The 19590-nt window shown below is 50.6% G+C and carries 13 protein-coding genes; 9 read left to right on the top strand and 4 right to left on the bottom strand.

Features of this window, described 5'->3' with window-relative positions; genetic code table 11:
• Positions 1-22 precede the first annotated feature (22 nt).
• On the bottom strand, positions 23-1240 hold the full coding sequence (malE, locus tag ACO6UX_RS08035; RefSeq protein ID WP_422446526.1) for a maltose/maltodextrin ABC transporter substrate-binding protein MalE: 1218 nt from the start codon (positions 1238-1240) through the stop codon (positions 23-25).
• A 544-nt stretch (positions 1241-1784) separates the two neighbouring features.
• Between malE and ACO6UX_RS08030 the strand changes: the two genes are divergently transcribed.
• The 4 genes from ACO6UX_RS08030 (at position 1785) to dmsD (ending at position 7938) form a co-directional block, all read left to right on the top strand.
• Positions 1785-4241 (top strand): glycogen/starch/alpha-glucan phosphorylase, encoded by a 2457-nt coding sequence (locus ACO6UX_RS08030; protein ID WP_422446524.1) that lies wholly within the window; start codon positions 1785-1787, stop codon positions 4239-4241.
• 4 nt (positions 4242-4245) lie between these two features.
• Complete coding sequence (gene glgB / locus ACO6UX_RS08025) at positions 4246-6453, top strand: 1,4-alpha-glucan branching protein GlgB (protein WP_422446522.1); 2208 nt, start codon at positions 4246-4248, stop codon at positions 6451-6453.
• A gap of 47 nt (positions 6454-6500) precedes the next feature.
• Positions 6501-7250: a class I SAM-dependent methyltransferase gene (locus ACO6UX_RS08020; protein ID WP_422446520.1), complete on the top strand. Its 750-nt coding sequence runs from the start codon at positions 6501-6503 to the stop codon at positions 7248-7250.
• Positions 7251-7344: 94 nt separating this feature from the next.
• On the top strand, positions 7345-7938 hold the full coding sequence (gene dmsD, locus ACO6UX_RS08015) for a Tat proofreading chaperone DmsD (protein WP_269676953.1): 594 nt from the start codon (positions 7345-7347) through the stop codon (positions 7936-7938).
• 100 nt (positions 7939-8038) lie between these two features.
• Here dmsD and ydiJ read toward each other — a convergent pair whose 3' ends face one another.
• A complete protein-coding gene (ydiJ, locus tag ACO6UX_RS08010) occupies positions 8039-11116 on the bottom strand; it encodes a D-2-hydroxyglutarate dehydrogenase YdiJ (protein ID WP_422446517.1) in 3078 nt (1025 codons plus the stop codon).
• Between the two features lie 177 nt (positions 11117-11293).
• Entirely contained in the window at positions 11294-11860 is a 567-nt protein-coding gene (locus ACO6UX_RS08005) for a DUF4202 domain-containing protein (protein ID WP_422446515.1), read from the bottom strand.
• A 110-nt stretch (positions 11861-11970) separates the two neighbouring features.
• Here ACO6UX_RS08005 and ACO6UX_RS08000 point away from each other — a divergent pair, with 110 nt between their 5' ends.
• The 5 genes from ACO6UX_RS08000 to ACO6UX_RS07980 all read left to right on the top strand — a co-directional run bounded on the left by ACO6UX_RS08000 (position 11971) and on the right by ACO6UX_RS07980 (position 17572).
• A complete protein-coding gene (locus tag ACO6UX_RS08000; protein ID WP_422446513.1) occupies positions 11971-12639 on the top strand; it encodes a hypothetical protein in 669 nt (222 codons plus the stop codon).
• 176 nt (positions 12640-12815) lie between these two features.
• A complete protein-coding gene (locus ACO6UX_RS07995; protein WP_422446511.1) occupies positions 12816-14432 on the top strand; it encodes a VRR-NUC domain-containing protein in 1617 nt (538 codons plus the stop codon).
• Between the two features lie 234 nt (positions 14433-14666).
• The gene (locus ACO6UX_RS07990; protein ID WP_422446509.1) at positions 14667-14849 is read left to right on the top strand and encodes a hypothetical protein; all 183 of its coding nucleotides are present in this window, start codon (positions 14667-14669) and stop codon (positions 14847-14849) included.
• A 175-nt stretch (positions 14850-15024) separates the two neighbouring features.
• Complete coding sequence (locus ACO6UX_RS07985) at positions 15025-16203, top strand: RING finger domain-containing protein (protein ID WP_422446507.1); 1179 nt, start codon at positions 15025-15027, stop codon at positions 16201-16203.
• Between the two features lie 211 nt (positions 16204-16414).
• Positions 16415-17572, top strand: coding sequence for an RING finger domain-containing protein (locus ACO6UX_RS07980; RefSeq protein ID WP_422446505.1), 1158 nt, complete (start codon positions 16415-16417; stop codon positions 17570-17572).
• 334 nt (positions 17573-17906) lie between these two features.
• On the opposite strand, the gene ettA is transcribed toward ACO6UX_RS07980, so the two are convergent.
• On the bottom strand, positions 17907-19574 hold the full coding sequence (gene ettA / locus ACO6UX_RS07975; RefSeq protein ID WP_422447903.1) for an energy-dependent translational throttle protein EttA: 1668 nt from the start codon (positions 19572-19574) through the stop codon (positions 17907-17909).
• Between the last annotated feature and the right edge of the window lie 16 nt (positions 19575-19590).

Genomic DNA, 19590 nt, shown 5'->3' with positions numbered 1-19590 from the left:
TCTTTTTACCGACAGAAAACAGTTAGCCGATGATGCGTTTGGCCGCATCGTTCAGGGCTTCACGGTAGTTTTGTCGGCCACTGGTAATATTGCGCAGAGCGGTCTCCATGGCAGACCAGAATTTACCCATTTCCGGAACATTGGGCATGATCAGACCCCGTTCAACATTCTGATACGTTGCCGCAATACGAGGGTCTTTCATCAGTTTTTTCATCAACGCCTTATTGGCGACGGCACCAAGAGGGACGTCATTGTTCATCACGGTCAACCCCTGTTCGGTGAGCAGGTAATTCTCCAGAAACTCTTTGGCTATGGACTTGTTGGGGCTGGCATTATTCAGTGCGGGGCCCCATACGCCAACGAATGCCCTGGCCGGTTTGCCATGAAGTTTGGGCAGCGGTGCAACACCATAACTGATTTTACTCTTATCCAGATTCGCCCAGGCCCAGGGGCCGGTAATCATCATGGCTACTTTCTGCTGGTTGAAATTGGCTTCCATCACGCCGTAGTCAACGCCACGAGGCATCACGCCCTTATCGATCAGGTCCACCAGCATTTTGGCTCCTTCCATGGCACCCGGATCGTTGACGCCGGTTTTCTTGACGTTATAGCCTTTGGCCGTTTTCTGAAAAACATAACCACCATCTGCTGCCAGCAGTGGCATGGTGAAATAGGGCTGATCCTGATCCCACATAATGGTGATGATGCCTTTTTCATTTTTCCTGTTGGGGATTGCCTGCTGTTTCAGCTTCTTTGCCAGGGGAAACATTTCTTCAAAGGTGGCCGGGGGGGCTGGCAGGATCGCTTTGTTGTAAATAAGGCTGATGGCTTCCAGAGAAATCGGGTAACCATAAATTTTGCCATTGCTGGTCATGGCTTCCCAGCCAATGCTGTTCACTCTTTTTTTGAACTCTGATGATGGGCTGACAGGTGCCAGCAAACCGCTTCTTGCCCATTCACCGTAGCGATCATGGGCCCAGAAAATAATGTCTGGTCCGCTGCCGGAGGCTGCAGCCTGTTGAAAGCGGTCGGTAATATTTTCCGGTATTTCGACTTTAACGGTTATCTCCATGTCTTTGGTAAACTGGGCACCGACCTTGCGGATACCTTCATAGGCTTTATCGCCACCAACCCATATCAACAGCTCGTCAGAGTTGAAGGCCGATGCGCTACCGGCAAAGATCAGTGACAGTGCTGTCAGGATAGCTGGGCAAGTTTTTTTAATCAGCGAAGGGATCATTTCTGATTTCTCCGGGTAAACCAGGCTGCTGGAAAGCGGCTGGTTATTCGGGTAAGGAAAGTCGTTAACAGGTTAAAAGAACCATGGTTGATTACTAAAAAACCAGTCAGGTCTTAGCCAGATGAATGAGTCGAATACCGACTAATAATAATCGCTGTGTTTGAGTATGCCAGTAAGAATATCCAATACATTAATCAAGGTGATGTTTTGGTTATTAGCAGTTTGTTTTTAATACTGATTATCCGCTGTGTGGTTTTATTTAAGTGTCAGTTGTTGTTTAATTTATATGAATTAATTATTTATCGTCGTTTATATTGTTTAAATTGATATAACCCTAAAAAAAAACGACAAAAGTATACCTAATCAGGGTCAGGCAACTATAACTTACTCATGGTTTTCCATTATTGGTCATGGCGCAAGGATTAACTTTGCCTCCGTGTACCGGTTCGTAGTTTTTAGTGACTTTTCTCAAGCTGTTTTCTGTGACGACTCCTCTCAATTGATCAATCTGAAAAGCTTGAGCTGCCACAAGAGAGTGTTTGATATGGATAGAATCAATGTAGATCTGAGTTCAGTTCGTAATATGGATACGGTTCAGATTGAACAGGGAATTCGTCGTCATCTTGAGCAGTCTCTCGGGGTTGAACCCGAGGAAGCGACCCCCGGGGATTACTGGGAAGCATTAAGCCTGCTGGCCAGGGAGATCAATCTGGATCGTACAAGGAGTACCCGAAGGGATGAAAAAGACCAGGGTGCCCGAAGGGTTTACTACCTGTCACTTGAGTTTATGGTAGGGCGCCTGCTGGGCAACAACCTCCATAATCTGGGGATCTACCATCAGGCTGAGCAAGCCATGGCCAGTTTTGGCGTGAGCCTTGCGGATGTTCTGGAATACGAAACGGATCCGGCACTGGGTAATGGCGGGCTTGGACGACTGGCTGCCTGTTTTCTCGACTCACTGACCACTCTGAACGTTCCCGCTTTTGGTTATGGCATTAATTACCGCTTCGGTCTGTTCAAGCAGGGCTTTGTCAAGTGTAAACAGGTGGAAAGTCCGGATGCCTGGCGGGAAGACAATTTTCCCTGGGGCATTGAAAAACCGAAAAGAAAACAGGTTATCCGATTATACGGCAAGGTCAGGGAAGTTGATGGCAAAAAGCTGTGGGAGGATACCCAGGAAGTGCTCGGTGTTCCCTGGGACTTGCCAATAACCGGCTATAACACTGAGCGTGTTAACACCCTGCGCCTCTGGGAGGGTCGGGCGACAGAAGGGTTCGACCTGGACAGCTTTGATGCCGGTCGTTATCAGGATTCCAGGTTCCGGGAAATTCTCGCAGAAAATATCAGTCAGGTGCTCTATCCAAACGACAGTCATCCGGAAGGCAAAGAGCTGCGCTTTATTCAGCAGTATTTCTTTGTTGCCTGCTCGCTGGCGGATCTTATTGCCCGTTACAAGCGTGAGCATAAAGGCTGGGAAGAATTTACCAGTAAAGTCGTTATTCAGTTAAATGATACGCACCCGGCAATTGCTGTGCCTGAGCTGATGCGAATCCTTATGGATGAAGAAGATTTTGTGTTTACCAGGGCTTTGGAAGTATGCCGCAGCGTTTTCTGCTACACCAACCATACACTGCTGCCTGAAGCCCTGGAAACCTGGCCTCAGGGGTTGGTTGCAAGGGTTTTACCCAGACACATGCAATTGATCTACAAACTGAACTACCACTTCCTGAATAAGGAGGTAGAAGCACAGTGGCCCGGTGACCATCAGATGAAACGTCGTCTGTCGATTATTGAAGAGCCGACAAACCCTGCAGAACCACAAATGGTACGTATGGCATACCTGTCGGTGATCGGCAGTCATAAAGTCAATGGGGTGGCTGCTCTGCACTCAATGCTGGTGAAGGCAAACCTCTTCCCGGAATTTGACCAGCTCTGGCCTGAGAAAATTGTTAATGTCACCAATGGCGTCACCCCCAGACGCTGGCTTGCCAATTGTAACCCTGAACTTGCTGAGCTGATTGATCAAACACTCAGCGGCGACTGGCGCAGCGATCTTGCCCAATTAAGCGAGTTAAAGACCCGGGCTGATGATCCACAGTTTCAGGAAACATTTGCCCGGATCAAACTGGACAATAAGAAACACCTGGCTGGTGTTATTGATGAGCTGTGCGGTGTCAAAGTCAATCCTGAGGCGATCTTTGATGTGCAGATCAAGCGTCTGCATGAATACAAACGGCAGCAACTGAATCTTTTGCATATCATCGCGATTTACCGTCGTCTGCTCGAGGACCCAGACCTGGATGTACCACAACGGGTGTTTATTTTTGCAGCCAAGGCAGCACCGGGTTATCTGGTGGCGAAAAACATTATCTACGCCATTAACCGTGTGGCTGAGCGGGTCAATAATGACCGCCGCATTCGGGACAAGCTGAAAGTGGTGTTCCTGCCTAATTACCGGGTCAGTCTGGCTGAGAAAATCATTCCTGCGGCCAATGTTTCCGAGCAGATATCCACCGCCGGTTTTGAGGCTTCAGGTACCGGGAATATGAAATTTGCCCTGAATGGTGCGTTAACCATAGGAACCCTGGATGGCGCCAATGTGGAAATTGCTGAAGAGGTGGGCGAGGACAATATCTTTATTTTCGGCAAGACGGTGGATGATGTCAGTGATCTGCGTCAGCGGGGTTATAACCCCCGGGATGTCTATCAGCACAATGAAGAACTGAAAGCGGTTATTGACTGGCTGGCCTCGGGAGACCTCAGCCCTGACGAGCCGGATGCCTTTCGTCCACTGGTGGAATCTCTGCTGGATTCGGACTACTTCCTGACCCTGGCTGACTACCAGTCATACAGTGACGCCCATGACCGGATCGTTCAAGCCTGGAAGACCCCATCCCACTGGTGGCGCATGGCGATCATTAATACCGCCTCCATGGGCAAGTTTTCATCGGATCGATCCATTGTCGACTACTGTAAAACTATCTGGAATATTGAAGTCTAGGATTATGGCCGATGCTCTTGAAGGTATCCGGCTGGATTCTGACAGCCGGGATACTGTGCTTGATGACCTTCTGAATACCTGCTGTGCCAGCCCCTTTGATTTGCTCGGTTGGCATCCCGCCAGAACCGGTCAAGGGCTGGTAGTCAGAGTATGGCGGCCAGATGCCATCAGTGTGGAGGTTATTGATGAGGTTACCGGAAAGAGCCTGGGGCCCGCGACTGATATTGCACCGGGGCTGTTTGAGCGGCAATTTCCGGATATCTCGAAGCCTCAGGCATATCATCTGCTGGTCACCAATGCCCAGCATCATCAGTTCAGGGCTAACGACCCTTATCAATTCTCCAGCCTTTGTCGTACAGAGCCGGTCATCCGCCACAACTGGCTGCACCATACACTGGGTGCGCACCTCCATTCGGTGACGCTGTCAGGCCATAGCTGGCAAGGCGTCCTATTTCGGGTTTATGCGCCCCATGCCCGCAGTGTCAGTGTGATTGGTTCATTTAACCACTGGGATGGTCGGCTGCACCAGATGGCTGGCAGTAACAGTGGTATATGGCAGTTGTTTATTCCTGAAGTAACAGCGGGGGATCTGTATAAATTTGAGCTGAAAGACCCGAATGGTCAGCTGCTGCCCCATAAGGCGGACCCCTTTGCCTGTTATGCGGAGCAGCCACCGGGGAATGCATCCATTGTTTATGATTCCCGCAAATATCAATGGCAGAATACGGTGTGGCATCAGTGCCAGGGGTTAGATCGACCGGTCTGTATTTATGAGGTGCACCTGGGTTCCTGGAAAAAAGGCAAGCGTGGTCAGCTACTGAATTACACTGAACTGGCTGAACAACTGGTGCCTTATGTGCAAGGAATGGGGTTTACCCATGTTGAATTTCTCCCGCTTCACGAGCACCCTTTTAATGGTTCCTGGGGTTATCAGCCGGTGGGTTTATTTGCGCCAAGCAGCCGTTACGGAGATCCGGATGGGTTGAAAGCCTTAATAGACCGGTTTCATGACGCCGGTATCGGGGTCATTCTTGACTGGGTTCCGGCACACTTTCCCTCTGACAGTCATGGCCTGGCCCACTTTGATGGCACCCATCTTTATGAATATGAAGATCCCCAGAGGGGATGGCATCCGGACTGGCAGACACATATTTATAACTACGGACGCCCGGAGGTCAGACACTTTCTGATCAGCAATGCGTTGTTCTGGTTTGAACAGTTTCATGTGGATGGTCTGCGGGTGGATGCGGTCGCTTCCATGCTCTATCTCGACTATTCAAGGGGGGAGGGAGAGTGGCAGCCCAATGTTTTGGGGGGCAATGAGCACCTTGAGGCCGTCCAGTTTATCAGGGAGCTGAATGAAGCCGTATATCAGCACTATCCTGATGCCATGATGATTGCTGAAGAGTCTACCAGCTGGCCCGGCGTCTCGATGCCTACTTACGACAACGGACTAGGGTTTGGTTACAAGTGGAATATGGGGTGGATGCATGACAGCCTGAATTACCTGGCCCGCTACCCGGAGCATCGTCGTTATCACCATGATCAGATCCTGTTCAGTATGGTGTACAACGACAGTGAACACTTTATTTTACCGCTTTCCCATGATGAGGTGGTCCATGGCAAAGGCACACTGCTCAGCCGAATGCCGGGAGATGAGTGGCAGCAGTTTGCCAACCTTCGCGCTTTGTATGGTTATATGTTTGGGCATCCCGGTAAAAAATTGTTGTTTATGGGCGCGGAGCTGGGTTCCCTCCGTGAATGGAATCACGATGGTCAGCTGGACTGGTTGTTACCGGAGGAAAAAGAATTTTCCCGTGGCCTGACGACTATGGTCAGGCATTTGAATGCCACTTACCAGGCCTCACCTGCTTTATGGCAGTCCGATTATGACCCAACGGGTTTTCAGTGGTTAATTACTGATGATGTGCTTCAGTCAGTCATCGCCTTCAGTCGGCATACCGTCAAAGACCCACCGGTGGTGGTCATTTGTAATTTTACCCCGGTGGTCAGGCCCCATTACCGGCTGGGAGTCCCCGGAGCCGGTGTCTGGAAAGAGGTGTTTAATTCCGACAGTCGTGAGTTTGCCGGCAGTGGTGTGTTGAATGAACTGCCCCTGGTGGCAGAGCCTGTGCCAATGCATCATCAGCTGCATTCATTAGTGATGACGTTACCGCCATTAGCGACGGTTTTCTTACACCTGACCGAATAATCCACTTCTCTGGATTTGAGCAGACTGCTCATTAAGGATGCGCGAATATGAGTCATTTTTTCACGCCGGATGATTATGCCATTGCGGTGGCTGAGTCCCCCGTTGGCAAATACGTTTACACCCCTTATGTAAAAAGTCTGTTTGTGACACACCCGGTAAATTCTGTGCTGGACTTGCGCTGCAGCGAAGGTTTCTTTTCCCGCCTTGCCCAGGCGGCCGGGGCTGAGTATGTGGTGGGGGTGGATCAGTGCCCGGCCATGCTGGATCGGGCTATACAGTTGAATGAGTCTGCTGAACCGGGTATTGAGTACAAGCAGGCGGATCCAACGACATTGCGACTGGAGCGTTCATTTTCTGCGGTGCTGGCCTTCTGGCTGACCTGTCGCCTGGGCAGCCTGAACCATCTGAAAGAGCTGGCCGAAACCCTCTGGCATCATACGTCACCGGGCGGCTATAGTTATCTGCTGGCGCTGGATTCTGAGCGTCATGCCCGGGTGCAGGGTAATCCTCAGACACCGGATGACTGCTATGGAAAAAAAGTGGACGCTGTGGCAAACCTGCAGGACGGTGATCCGTTTGAGCTGGCCATTCACGTCGGGGATACTGAGGTTCATTTTACCGATTACTGCTGGTCTACCGATACCATTGTTCAGTGCTTACAAGAGGCTGGTTTGACCAACGTGAATGTGCTTTATCCAGCCGTATCGGAAGAAGGGCTTAAGGCCAGGGGGAGCGATTACTGGGCAGCGTATCAGGCCGATCCGTTTATTGTGGCAATTGAGGCGTTCAGGACGTGAGGGAAAGGTTTTCGGTATTAGTCCATATACTCAAGAAAATCGCCTGCTACTATAGTTAGTCGTCTGCGTACGTTTGATTTCAGGAAGTGCCGAGTTGTCTGCTATTGCCGTTCTTCCCAGAATGCTGGGAACCCTGTTTTATTACTCTCCAACCTCCGAAGAAGCCGGTAGCGTTATTGCCGAACTGGCTGAGCTGCCTGCTCTGCTGGACTGGCAGAATCCTTCTGTTATTGAAGAAGCTGCTGCACAGCTGTGTTCTGTGGATATAGCGGAATTGACTTATCAATTTTCCCTGTTGTTTGAGGGGCAGGGCTCTATGCCAGCGCCGCCCTGGGGATCGGTTTATCTGGATCGGGAAAATTTGCTGCTGGGTGAAACGGCGCAGGCCTATCGCCAGTTTCTGCGGGCAAACCAGGTGGAACTGGATACCGACTTGAATGAGCCGGAAGATCAGTTTGGCCTGATGATTCTAGCCATGGCTTACTTTATGGAAACGGAGAATGACGATGCAGTGGTGGAATTGCTTGGCACCCATCTGTTGCCATGGTCTGGCCGTTATCTGGAATTGCTGGCAGAGGCGGATGAGAGTGGCTTTTACCGTGCGCTGGCAGTGGTGGCTGATGAATTCCTGAAGGAAGTCTCTGCAGCCTATGATGTGACGGCGGCAACCCATCAGCTATATCGATAAGATTTTTTCACTGCAATACAAGAAGGTTGTCGTGCAAGCACTGGAACCACAAAGGTCACAAAGACTTAGTGCTCTTCGTGCCCTTCGTGGTTCAAAAAGGCTAATTCAAAGCCTGTTGTTTCATCACCTGCAGCAGTGCCTGAACCGGGTGTGGAATCTTGCCATCACCATAACGTTTCACCTGGCTGCGACAGGAATAACCGGTAGCTACCAGCCTGCCACTGTGTTCAGGGTTCTGCACAACCTCCTTCCAGCTCATATCGTAGAGCTTTCTTGAGGTATCCTGATTACGGGTCTCATGGCCGTAGATGCCCGCCATCCCACAACAGCCGGTGGCTTTATAGGTGAGTTTCAGGCCCAGGTCACTGAATAACTGTTGCCATTGAGCAGGAGCTGCGGGGACATTGGAGATTTCTGTGCAGTGGCCCAGTAGCACAAAGTCTTCTGCCTCAGCGGAGGCAAGGCTTAATTGCAACTGACGTATTGTTTCTGACTGTTTGGCGAACCATTCGGACAGGAGCAGTACTTCCGGGGACCTGTCGCCCATCACTTCCCGGTACTCATCCCGATAGGTCAGGGTAACCGCCGCATCAATGCCCACCAGGCTGATGCCACTGTCGGCCAGTGCTTTCAGCTCCTCACCATTGGTTCTGGCGATTTTTTCAAACCGACCCAGGAAGCCATAGACATGGAGCACTTTTCCATTGGGGCGGTAGGGGGCAATCAATGGGCGGTAGCCAAGACGAATCAGCAGCTCAACCAGGTCGGTCAGCAGCGGTGTTTCAAAGAAGCTGGTAAAGGCATCCTGAATAATAATGACGGTTTTATCCCGTTCACTATCGGGGATGGCATCCAGTAACGTGCGGTTGGCAATGGCCGCACCAGCACGACAGCAGTCGTTAACCGGCGATGAACTGGTAATCGCCGGAATATCCTGCAGACTAATGGTTTTGCTGGCAAGGGTATTGGCCACTGACCAGCCCATAACCAGATTGTAAGCCGGTTTGATCCTGGCGAGTACCGGCAGCATTGGCTCCAGTAAACCGGCCACATGGTGTTTGACCGGTCTCGGGTAGCGGCCGTGGTAAAGTTCGAAGTAACGGGAACGCAGATCGGGAACATTGACCTGAATCGGGCACTGTCCGGCACAGGATTTACAGCTCATGCAGTTATCCAGAGCGCCATACACCTGATGACTGAAGTCCTCTTCACCCCGCCATTTGTTCACCAGGTTTATCAGTTTCTGACCACCGTTGTAGAGTGGGCCCGCCTGACGGATCTTATGGCTTTCGCCAGCTATGTCGGCACCAGCGGCGGTTTGTAACCGCAGCCACTCCCGCACCAGGCCCGAGCGGCCTTTTGGGGATTGCGTCCGGTCATAGGTGGCTTTCCAGGTGGGGCACATGGCGCTGTTGGGGTTGTAATTAAAGCAGGCACCATTGCCGTTGCAGTACAAACTGCTGGTAAACGCGGCAAAGGCATTGCGCTCAATTTCCCGGTCCTGCTGGCCACGGGTGGGCACTTCATCAATCTTCAGCAGCTGAACCGGTTCGGTGGCGGGGGTGGCAATCTTGCCGGGGTTTAACTGGTTGTAGGGATCAAATACGCCTTTAATTTCCTGCAGCACCGGGTAGAGCTCGGCAAAGAAGTCCGGTGCGTATTCCGAACGGATCCCTTTACCGTGCTCGCCCCAGAGCACACCACCATAACTTTTGGCCAGGGCGGCCACGTCATCACTGATTAACCGGACCAGTTTCTCCTGTTCCGGGTCTTTCATATCGATGGCCGGGCGGACATGGAGAACACCGGCATCCACATGCCCGAACATGCCATAGGAAAGGTTGTGACTGTCCAGTAGTGCCCGAAATGCCTGAATAAAGTCAGCGAGATTTTCCGGAGGAACCGCCACATCTTCCACAAAGGGTATAGGGCGTGCGTCGCCTTTCATATTGCCCAGCAGCCCGACAGCCTGCTTGCGCATGTTCCAGATTTTTTTAACATTGCCGGTGCCGTTCACTACGCTGTGACCGGCACGCCAGATACTGACCGGTTGTTCCAGTACGGCTTTCAGGCGATCGATACCCTGCTGAATCTCCGCTTCATCGTCGCCGGTAAACTCGACAAAGTTGATGCCGTCAATATCATCACTCTGCCTGGGAAAGAAGTCTTTGACGCTTTCCCAGACACTGTCAGCCTTTGCCAGCCCAAGCACACGGGAGTCGATGGTTTCAATGGAATCTGGCACGGCGGACATCAGTGTCTGGGCATCCTGCAGCGAGTCCTGGAAACTTCTGTAGAAAACCAGTACCAGGGCAGAGTGTTTGGGAATAGGCAGCAGGTTAACTTTGATTTCACTGATGATGGCCAGGGTTCCTTCGGAACCGCAGAGAATGGCATTCAGATCATGCTGGTTATCTTTATTGACAATATTGGCCAGGTCATAGCCGGTCAGGTTTCGATTCAGGTGCGGGAATACGTCAGACACCTGTTGTTGATGTTCGCGGTGGGTCTTTTTCAGGGTGTTATAAATCTCGCCAATACGATCCTGTCGTTGACACAGTTGCTCAAGTTGATCGTTATCGACTGGTGAGGAGTTCCATACCGTGCCATCGGCAAGCACTGAGGTCAGTTCAAGTACATGGTGGCGGGTTTTGCCATACACTACGGAACCCTGACCACTGGCATCGGTATTCACCATGCCGCCCACGGTTGCCCGGTTGCTGGTGGAGAGTTCCGGGGCAAAGAACAGGCCTTCTTTCGCCGCCAGCTCGTTCAGGTAGTCCTTGACCACGCCGGATTGAACCCTGGCCCAGCGCTCTTTTGTGTTGATCTCCAGCACCCGGTGCATATAACGACTGGTGTCCACCATAAAACCAGACGTCAGCGACTGACCATTGGTGCCGGTACCACCACCACGGGGAGACACGACGATCTGATGGAACGATGGCTTATTGGCCAGGGTCAGAATCTTGCTGATGTCTGCTGTTGAGCGAGGGTAGAGCACTCCCTCTGGCAGTACCTGGTAGATTGAATTGTCTGTTGCCAGAACGGTCCGGTCGGCATAGCCCAGCTCAATATCCCCGCTGAAGCCAGCAGAGGCCAGCTCACGGGCAAAGTGGCTATATAAGGTGTTTGTTGTTTTCTGATCCAGCCTACTGATCACAGCTTTACTCCCCATCAATCCCGTAGGGTATTGTACGTAAAGCAGGGAAGGTAGGGAACAAAAGGTGGTGGGTTTGGGGGGGGCTCTGGTAAGTTGTTGTCTGAGACCGCTGCCCGCTGCCCGCAAAAGCACAGGCACATGCGGTCTGTCTTTTTCGGGCAGCGGGCAGCGCTTATTGAAGTATGACTGTTCCTACGCCAACGCCTCCTGAAGAACCTGCAGGTCAGGCTCTGCAAATGGCAACGCCAACGCTTTCTGCTGGGCCTGCTCAGACATTTTCTTCCAGGTTTTCTGCACAATGGCGATCACCTTGTCCCTGGGGTGTTTGGCGGCAAAGGCCGAAAAGTCGTGGGTCAAAAAGACCAGGCAGGCACAGTCTTCCAGCGTCTGAGTGTCGGCATTTCGCTTGATGCCCTGCTTGCGGATAATCGCGGACGCTTGTGCACAGCTTGCTTCTGAATAACCGTTTCTGGCCATGATTTCACCGGCTTTTCGGGCATGCAGCTTGCCCAGTTCGGTGCGCCACTTCAGGTAGCCGGTTCGTCCTTCAGGGTATTCTGACCGGGGGATTTCCCAGCGGCAGAGGTGCTGACTGCGAACGGCGATCTGCAACTCCTCAGAAGCATCCGGAGCCAGCTGTTGTAACCAGTGGGTCATTTGCCGGGCGTAGTTTAATTCTGCCGGGGTATCATCAATGACGCTTGGGTCCATCTGGTGAAGCTGGTCAATGGCGGCCAATGTTTCTGCAAGCCTGGTCATAAACTGCGATCTCATTTTAAAATAGTTATGCCGCACTTTTTACTTGATTTGCCAGTGGATTTCGACTGGTATTTGTGATTCTACTCAACTGGATAGTCGGGTTAAAAAGGATGAGTAAAGAAAACCCCCCAAGGGTTGCCATGGTGGTTGGTGCGACCGGTGCCACCGGGCAGGTGTTGATGCAATACCTGCTGGAGCGAAGCCACTACTCCGAGGTCGTTGTTCTGCACTACCGAACGACACAATGGGCGGGTCACGCCAAAGTCAGGGAGGTGGTGCTGAGCCTGGATCAGTTACAGGATCTGGATTTAACCGTTGACGTCTTGTTCTGTTGTCTTGGTACCACCATAAAGAAAGCTGGCTCAAGGTCAGCCTTTGCCAAAGTTGATCGTGACTATGTTCTGGCACTTGGTCAGTGGGCAGTGGACCATGGACAGCCGTCGTTTCATCTGATCAGTGCTTATGGCGCAGATAAGGGGTCGCAGGCCTTTTATATGAAGGTGAAAGGTGAGGCGGAGAGTGGGCTGAAAGCACTGGGGCTTCGCTCTCTGGCTATTTACCAGCCGTCATTGCTGCATGGCAATCGTGATGAGTTTCGGCTGATGGAGTCTGTTGGATTTTATCTGCTGTCGCTGTTAGGCAGCCTGCCGGTTTCCGGTTTGAAAGCACTTCGTCCCACCCGGATTACAGCACTGGCAACCTTGATGTACCAGCAGTCATTACTGGATGTGTCCGGTTTGCAGGTGTTCCGCCCTTCCGATATTGCTGTCTGTGAATAAGTAGTTAACCAAATGAAATCATATATTTCTGACTAAGTTGTCAATCACTCTGCGGCGTTGCAACTCCGGTCACATAGCTACTGCTATGCTCCCTACGTTGCGCCTTACATAGTAACTGCCCACTTAGCCAGAAATATACGATTCCATTTGGCCAACTACTTAATAGCGAGGCTGCATTGCACACACCGGTGGTATTACCTGAAGACTATTACCTGACCAATTTTCAGCGGCTGCTTGGTTTTGTTGAGCAGCTGTATGCTGATTTATTGAGTTGCCGCGAAACCGCTTTTCTCAACACCTTCCGACGGCTGGAGGAGGATGCACAGAAACTCTATGTGCGGCTGGTGGGGCGCAAAGGCCCGATGTTTCGGCGGGATAAACTCAGCTATCCGGAAATTGCCGCCATTGAATTGGCGGTTAATGAATTGGTCGGTGCGGGTCTTATGCAGGTTAACCCGCCGCTGGATCTGGTTGCGGTGTGCGAGCTTATGACCAAAAGTGAGTTACTGTGCTGTTTTCCTGACCAGCTTGGCCCTTACCGAAGCGAACGTAAGCAATCTTTGGTAAACCGGTTGGTGGATAGCGGTAACCCATGCCCTGATCTGCCATTTACCATTCTTCAACCGCTGTACCGGGAAGAGCTGAGAACCTTATTGTTCCTGTTCTTTGGTAACCTCAGTCAGGATTTGACGGAGTTTGTACTTCAGGACCTGGGTTTGAATCGCTTTGAAAGCTATCCGCTAAACTCGCGGTTATTTGACCGCCGGGAGGAGCTGGAGCAGGGGTTGAGTCTGTCACTGCTCTGGCAGGCAGTTGCCCGGGACAACAAGAAACTTGACCTTGAAGAGTTGCAGGCCCTGGTCGCTAAATTACCACCGTCGTCTGATTTCAGCCATCCGACCCTTAAGCGGCGGTATGCCCGGCTGGTGAATGCCATTGCCCGTGATCTGGAAAGGCAAGGTGCTTTGCGGGCGGCAGTCGCCAGTTTTCAGCAGTCGTATTTGCCTCCGTCCCGGGAACGGCGGACTCGCATTTTGGCCAGGCTGAATGACACTGCGGGCGCTTTGGCACTGTGTGAAGAGATACAGGCTTCACCAGCCAGCAGCCTGGAGCTGGCTTTTGCCCATCGGTTTGCCAAAACCCTGAAGGGCGAGAAGCGCAGGCGGCAAACCGCACCGTTTAACGAACGGACTCTTGAGCTGAATGACAATGGTCAGCGGGTTGAATTTCAGGTGCAGGCGCATTTCAAAGATCAGGGTTGGCAGGTGTTTTATGTGGAAAATGCCCTGATCAATGGGCTTGCTGGCCTGTGGTTCTGGGATATTATCTTTGCCGACCGGGAGGGGGTGTTTTTCCACCCGTTTCAGAGTGGACCAGCAGACCTGATGACTCCGGATTTTTATCAAAGCTGTAAGGATTCGATTCATCAAAGGCTGGCAGAAATGTCTGAAAGCCATCTTCTGGATACTCTGCTGGCAACCTATAGCGCGAAGCAGGGCATCAGCAATCGTCTGGTTATCTGGCCTGCACTCAGTCCGGAGCTGATTACCCTGGCCGTATCGTTGATACCGATGGCACAACTGCGTGCCATGTTTCAACGACTGATGTTTGATATTGCCCACAACCGAACCGGGTTTCCGGACCTGATCCTGTTTGATCCGGAAAATAACCGGTATCAGTGGCTGGAGGTTAAGGGGCCGGGAGACAGGCTGCAGGAAAATCAGAAATTGTGGTTAGCCTTTTTTCAGGAAAACGGAATTCCAGCGGAGGTGGTGTATGTTGGGTGGGTATAGTTTGATTTAGCCTGAATGTTGAGGATTTTGTCAGTCGGCTTGAGGTTCTTGATTATTCCCCAAAGGCTTCAGCTCATTACGGTGATATCCGGTCTGGCCTTGAGCGTCGCGGGGAGGTGATTGGTGTTAAGTAGTTAACCAAATGAAATCATATATTTCTGACTAAGTTGTCAGTCACTCTGCGGCGTTGCAACTCCGGTCACATAGCTACGGCTATGATCCCTACGTTGCGCCTTGCATAGCAACTGCCCACTTAGCCAGAAATATACGATTCCATTTGGCCAACTACTTAATGACCTGCATATTGTCGGCCATTGTCGAAGTGAAGGTCTGGTACTGGTGACCAATAATACCCGGGGGGTTAAACGGGTGGACGGACTGCGAATTGAGAATTGGGTAGAGGACTCGCTTTCCTGAATCAGAATTCAGGTTTAAATATTGACGATCGTATCTGCTCCCCAGCCAGTCCGGGTGAAGTTCGCAAAGACCTTGTCGTGCCCATCCAGTTTCACCGGTAAGCCCGGTTATGAACTTTTCACTGTGAAATTAGTCGAAAAAATGAAATTCACTTCAGGTTAAGTGGAGATACAATTTGATTAACACCAGCAGTGGGGCACAGCCCAAATACGTTATCCCTGAATCTGCAGCCCCTACATCAACGTCTTCAGCTGATAATGCAAACTTTAAGGGGCACCAGCTTCAAGCTACACAGTCATCCCGGCGAGTAGAAGCTGCTTTGCAAGGTAAGTGCGCTCTGTGCCTGGAAACTTTCATCAATACTGAAATCAAGCCATTATCCTTGTTGCCATGTTTCCATGTGTACCACTCAGAATGTTATGCTCCAGCATTAAGTCAACAGTCCTGTCCTGACTGCAGGGCTCTTGCCAGTCCTTCAAAAATTAAAATTTACCAAAACAGCACATTATTGAGAGAGAATTTGCCACTGGAATGCACTGAAGACCTTTGTCTTGTCGTAGGTGCCAATGCCTCAATCAGCTCCGGCACGCAAGCTCTCTGTCCTTATCCTCTTGCAACTTTCCCATATCAGGAGGCTGAAAACTTTCTGGAAAACAACCATCCCCAAATTATTGAATGGCTCCTTGAGTCATTTGCTCAAAAACACTACACAACGGCTAATGTGCGTTATTACGAAAAATATTGTGGAACAGAATTCGAACACATTCACCAGAAACCAGCGATTACGCTTTCTGTGCAGCACAACCCTAACGAGCCAATGAAAGAATTGTACTATTCGTCTGCAGATATTAATAAAGCAAAAACGGCAGAATCTGCTTTCGCAAATCTTGTGGAAGACATTCGAACCGATTTATTAATTCTCAGTCTGAGAAACTCGCATCCAGCCATTTTTGACTGCAACACAGACCTATACATCTACCGTTATGATTTATGGACATACAACGCTATTTTTATCAATGACAAAAATAACTCCGTCCCTCTTCGCACCATATTCAATCCATCGACTAAATCTTTTAGCTGGGATAGATTGAAACTGGAGCTGGAAAAACAGGGTTTTGAATATAAGAAGTTATTCGAAACAACTCCTTCTCAAAGATTTTTCGAGTGTAATGATTTTTCCCGGATGAGATCTTTTCAGAGCCGGGGATTTGATTCTGTTGTCGGTTTTCACTCCAACAGCCTGAGGGGAACCGCAGACGCAGAATGGAGCACGCCCGGCTCTCAACGCCCTGTCAGTGAAAGTGCGTTGGAAATTCCCTCTGGGGAGTTTGATACCGATAGTTTCTTATTCTGATCTGAAGAAGCTTAACCGGGTAATACCTGATCACCTCGAATTAACTCAGGTGCATTAGCAGCAGATAAGTAGTTGGCCAAATGGAAGTGTATATTTCTGGCTAAGAGGACAGTTACCATTTAACGAAACCTACTGTAAGTCCGGTCAGGAACTTTTCATTGTGAAAATAGTCAAAAGATGAAATTAACTTCAGGAAAAGTGGAGATACAACTTGATTGATACCAGCAGCATTGGGAAACAGCCTGAATACGTTATCCCTGACCCTACAGCCCATACATCTGAATCAACGTCTCCAGCTAATAATGCAAACTTTAAGGGGCACCAGCTTCAAGCTACACAGTCATCCCGGCGAGTAGAAGCTGCTCTACAAGGTAATTGCGCTCTTTGCCTGCAAACTTTAACCAGTACTGAAATCAAACCATTATCCTTGTTACCATGCTTCCATGTGTACCACTCAGAATGCACTAATAGGCTATTAAATTATCAGCAGCCCTGTCCTGAGTGTAAGGGTGCTGTCAGTCCTTCAACGATTAAAGTCTACGATAACAGCACATTATTAAGAGAGAGTTTGCCACTGGAATGCACTAATAACCTTTGTACCGTCGTAGGAACCAATGCCTCGATCAGCTCCGGCACGAAAGCTCTCTGCCCTTATCCCCTGGTAACTTTCCCACATCAAGAGGCAAAAGACTTTCTGAAGAACAACCATACCCAAATTATTGCATGGCTCCTTGAGTCATTTGCCCAAAAACAGTACACAATCGCTGATGTATTTTATGATGAAAAATGTTGCTACACAGACGAATTCATCCAGTTTCACCCTCAACCAATGATTATCATTTATGTGAAGTTTAACCCCAACGAGCCCATGTGTAATTTGGGCTATACGTCTGCTGCTATTAACAATGCGACAACTCCAGAAGCTGCTTTCAAAAATCTTCTGGAAGACATTCGAACCGATTTATTATTTCTCAACCTGAGAAACACGTATCCAGCTATTTTTGACCAAAAGACAGAACTCCACATCGTTCGTTATGATTTATGGAAACAGAACGCTATTTTTATCAATAACTTAAATAAATCCATCCCTCTTCGCACCGTATTCGACCCATCTACTAAATTTTTTAGCTGGGATAGATTGAAACTGGGGCTGGAAAAAATGAATCTTGAATATAAGAAGTTATTCGACACGACCCCTTCTGAAAAGCCTTTCGAGAGCTGGCCGGTTGATTCTGTTGACGCTGTTTACTCCAACAGCCGGAGTGAAACTATAGACTTAGAATGTTACTCCAGCTCTCAATGCCCTGTTAGTGACAGTACGTTAGACATTCCCTCTGGGCAGTTTGATAGCGATAGGTTCTTATTCTGATCTGAAGAAGCTTAACCGGGTAACACCCGATCACCTCGAATTAACCTGGTGCAGAAAAGCGTTAATACCCGTACACCCCGTTCATCCTGAGCTTGTCGAAGGATGCTGCCACCGTACTTCGACAAGCTCAGCACGAGCGGTATGGGTATCAACGCTTAGGAATTCTCTTTTAATAAGTTCCCGATTTCCGTTCACCCTGAGCTTGTCGAAGGGTCGTGCCACCGAACTTCGACAAGCTCAGTCCGAACGGAGTCAGGCAATGAAAATAGGGAAGTTATTTCCAGACAACTCCTTAGCTGGGCTAGATGATCGGGTGCATCATTAGCAGATATCGTCAGGCATCAATCCGTTTGTACTTAATACGGTGCGGACCAGCGGCTTCTGCACCCAGGCGGTCGAGGCGGTCAGCTTCATACTCGGTGTAGTTACCTTCAAAGAAGGTCACTTTGGAGTCGCCTTCGTAGGCCAGAATATGAGTGGCAACACGGTCCAGGAACCAGCGGTCGTGGGAGATCACCATGGCACAGCCGGGGAATGCCAGCAGGGCTTCTTCCAGGGCACGCAGGGTCTCAACGTCCAGGTCGTTGGAAGGTTCGTCCAGTAGCAGCACATTACCACCGTCTTTTAATGTGGCCGCCAGCTGGAGACGGCCCCGCTCTCCACCGGAGAGTTCACCGACACGCTTCTGCTGATCGCCACCCTTGAAGTTGAAGCGGCCAATATAAGCACGGGATGGCACTTCATAGTTGTTGATGCGCAGAATGTCCTGGCCATCGGAAATGGCTTCCCAGACGGTTTTGCTGTCATCCAGCTCATCACGAAGCTGCTGGACGTTGGAGATTTTAATGGTGTCTCCCAGCTCAACGGTTCCGGAATCCGGCTGCTCCTGCCCGGTGATCATTTTGAACAGGGTGGATTTACCGGCACCATTACCGCCGATAATGCCGACAATGGCCCCTTTGGGAATGCTGAAGCTCAGGTCATCAATCAGCAGGCGGTCACCGAACCCTTTGCTCAGGTTGTTGACTTCAATCACCTTGTCACCCAGGCGTGGACCGGGTGGAATGTAGATTTCATTGGTTTCGTTACGGTTCTGAAAGTCCTGGGACTGCATCTCTTCAAAGCGGGCCAGACGGGCTTTGGATTTGGACTGACGGCCCTTGGCATTGGAACGAACCCACTCAAGCTCGTGTTCCATGGCCTTGCGGCGGGCATCCTGTTGCTTCTGTTCCTGTTCCAGACGTTGCTCTTTCTGTTCCAGCCAGGCGCTGTAGTTGCCCTGGTAAGGAATACCTTCACCACGGTCCAGTTCCAGAATCCAGCCAGCGGCATTGTCCAGGAAGTAACGGTCGTGGGTGATGGCAACAACGGTTCCTGGGTATTCAACCAGGAAGCGTTCCAGCCAGGCAACGGATTCCGCATCCAGATGGTTGGTGGGTTCGTCCAGCAGCAGCATTTCAGGGCTGGAGAGCAGCAGGCGGCAGAGAGCCACGCGGCGACGCTCACCACCAGAGAGGTGTTCAATTTTTGCATCCCACTCAGGCAGACGCAGGGCGTCTGCTGCCACTTCCAGCTTGCGCTCCAGGTTGTGGGCATCGGCGGCCTGAATAATGTTTTCCAGACGGGCCTGTTCCGTGGCCAGGGCATCAAAGTCGGCATCCGAATCAGCGTAGGCGGCATAAACTTTATCCAGACGCTGCTGAGCGGCCTTAACTTCCCCCAGTGCTTCTTCAACCACTTCGCGGACGGTTTTGGCCGGATCCAGCTCAGGCTCCTGGGGCAGATAGCCGACGTTCAGGTTGGGCTGAGGGCGGGCTTCGCCATCAAACTCTTTATCCACACCGGCCATAATCCGCAGCAGGGTGGACTTGCCCGCACCGTTCAGGCCCAGAACACCAATTTTGGCACCCGGGAAAAAGGAGAGAGAAATATCTTTTAGGATCTGACGTTTCGGGGGAACGATTTTGCTCACCCGATTCATGGTGTAAACGAACTGAGACATCATGTTTATCCGTGAT

This window comes from Endozoicomonas sp. ALB091 (assembly GCF_049310265.1).
Lineage (GTDB): Bacteria > Pseudomonadota > Gammaproteobacteria > Pseudomonadales > Endozoicomonadaceae > Endozoicomonas.
Note: the sequence above shows the minus strand (reverse complement) of the source record. Positions and strands in the feature narration are given on the sequence as shown.

Bases quoted from the DNA above. Each gene is read 5' to 3' on its own strand.
- malE (WP_422446526.1), bottom strand. From the start codon at position 1,240: ATGATCCCTTCGCTGATTAAAAAAACTTGCCCAGCTATCCTGACAGCA.
- ACO6UX_RS08030 (WP_422446524.1), top strand. From the start codon at position 1,785: ATGGATAGAATCAATGTAGATCTGAGTTCAGTTCGTAATATGGATACG.
- glgB (WP_422446522.1), top strand. From the start codon at position 4,246: ATGGCCGATGCTCTTGAAGGTATCCGGCTGGATTCTGACAGCCGGGAT.
- ACO6UX_RS08020 (WP_422446520.1), top strand. From the start codon at position 6,501: ATGAGTCATTTTTTCACGCCGGATGATTATGCCATTGCGGTGGCTGAG.
- ydiJ (WP_422446517.1), bottom strand. From the start codon at position 11,116: ATGGGGAGTAAAGCTGTGATCAGTAGGCTGGATCAGAAAACAACAAAC.
- ACO6UX_RS08005 (WP_422446515.1), bottom strand. From the start codon at position 11,860: ATGACCAGGCTTGCAGAAACATTGGCCGCCATTGACCAGCTTCACCAG.
- ACO6UX_RS08000 (WP_422446513.1), top strand. From the start codon at position 11,971: ATGAGTAAAGAAAACCCCCCAAGGGTTGCCATGGTGGTTGGTGCGACC.
- ettA (WP_422447903.1), bottom strand. From the start codon at position 19,574: ATGTCTCAGTTCGTTTACACCATGAATCGGGTGAGCAAAATCGTTCCC.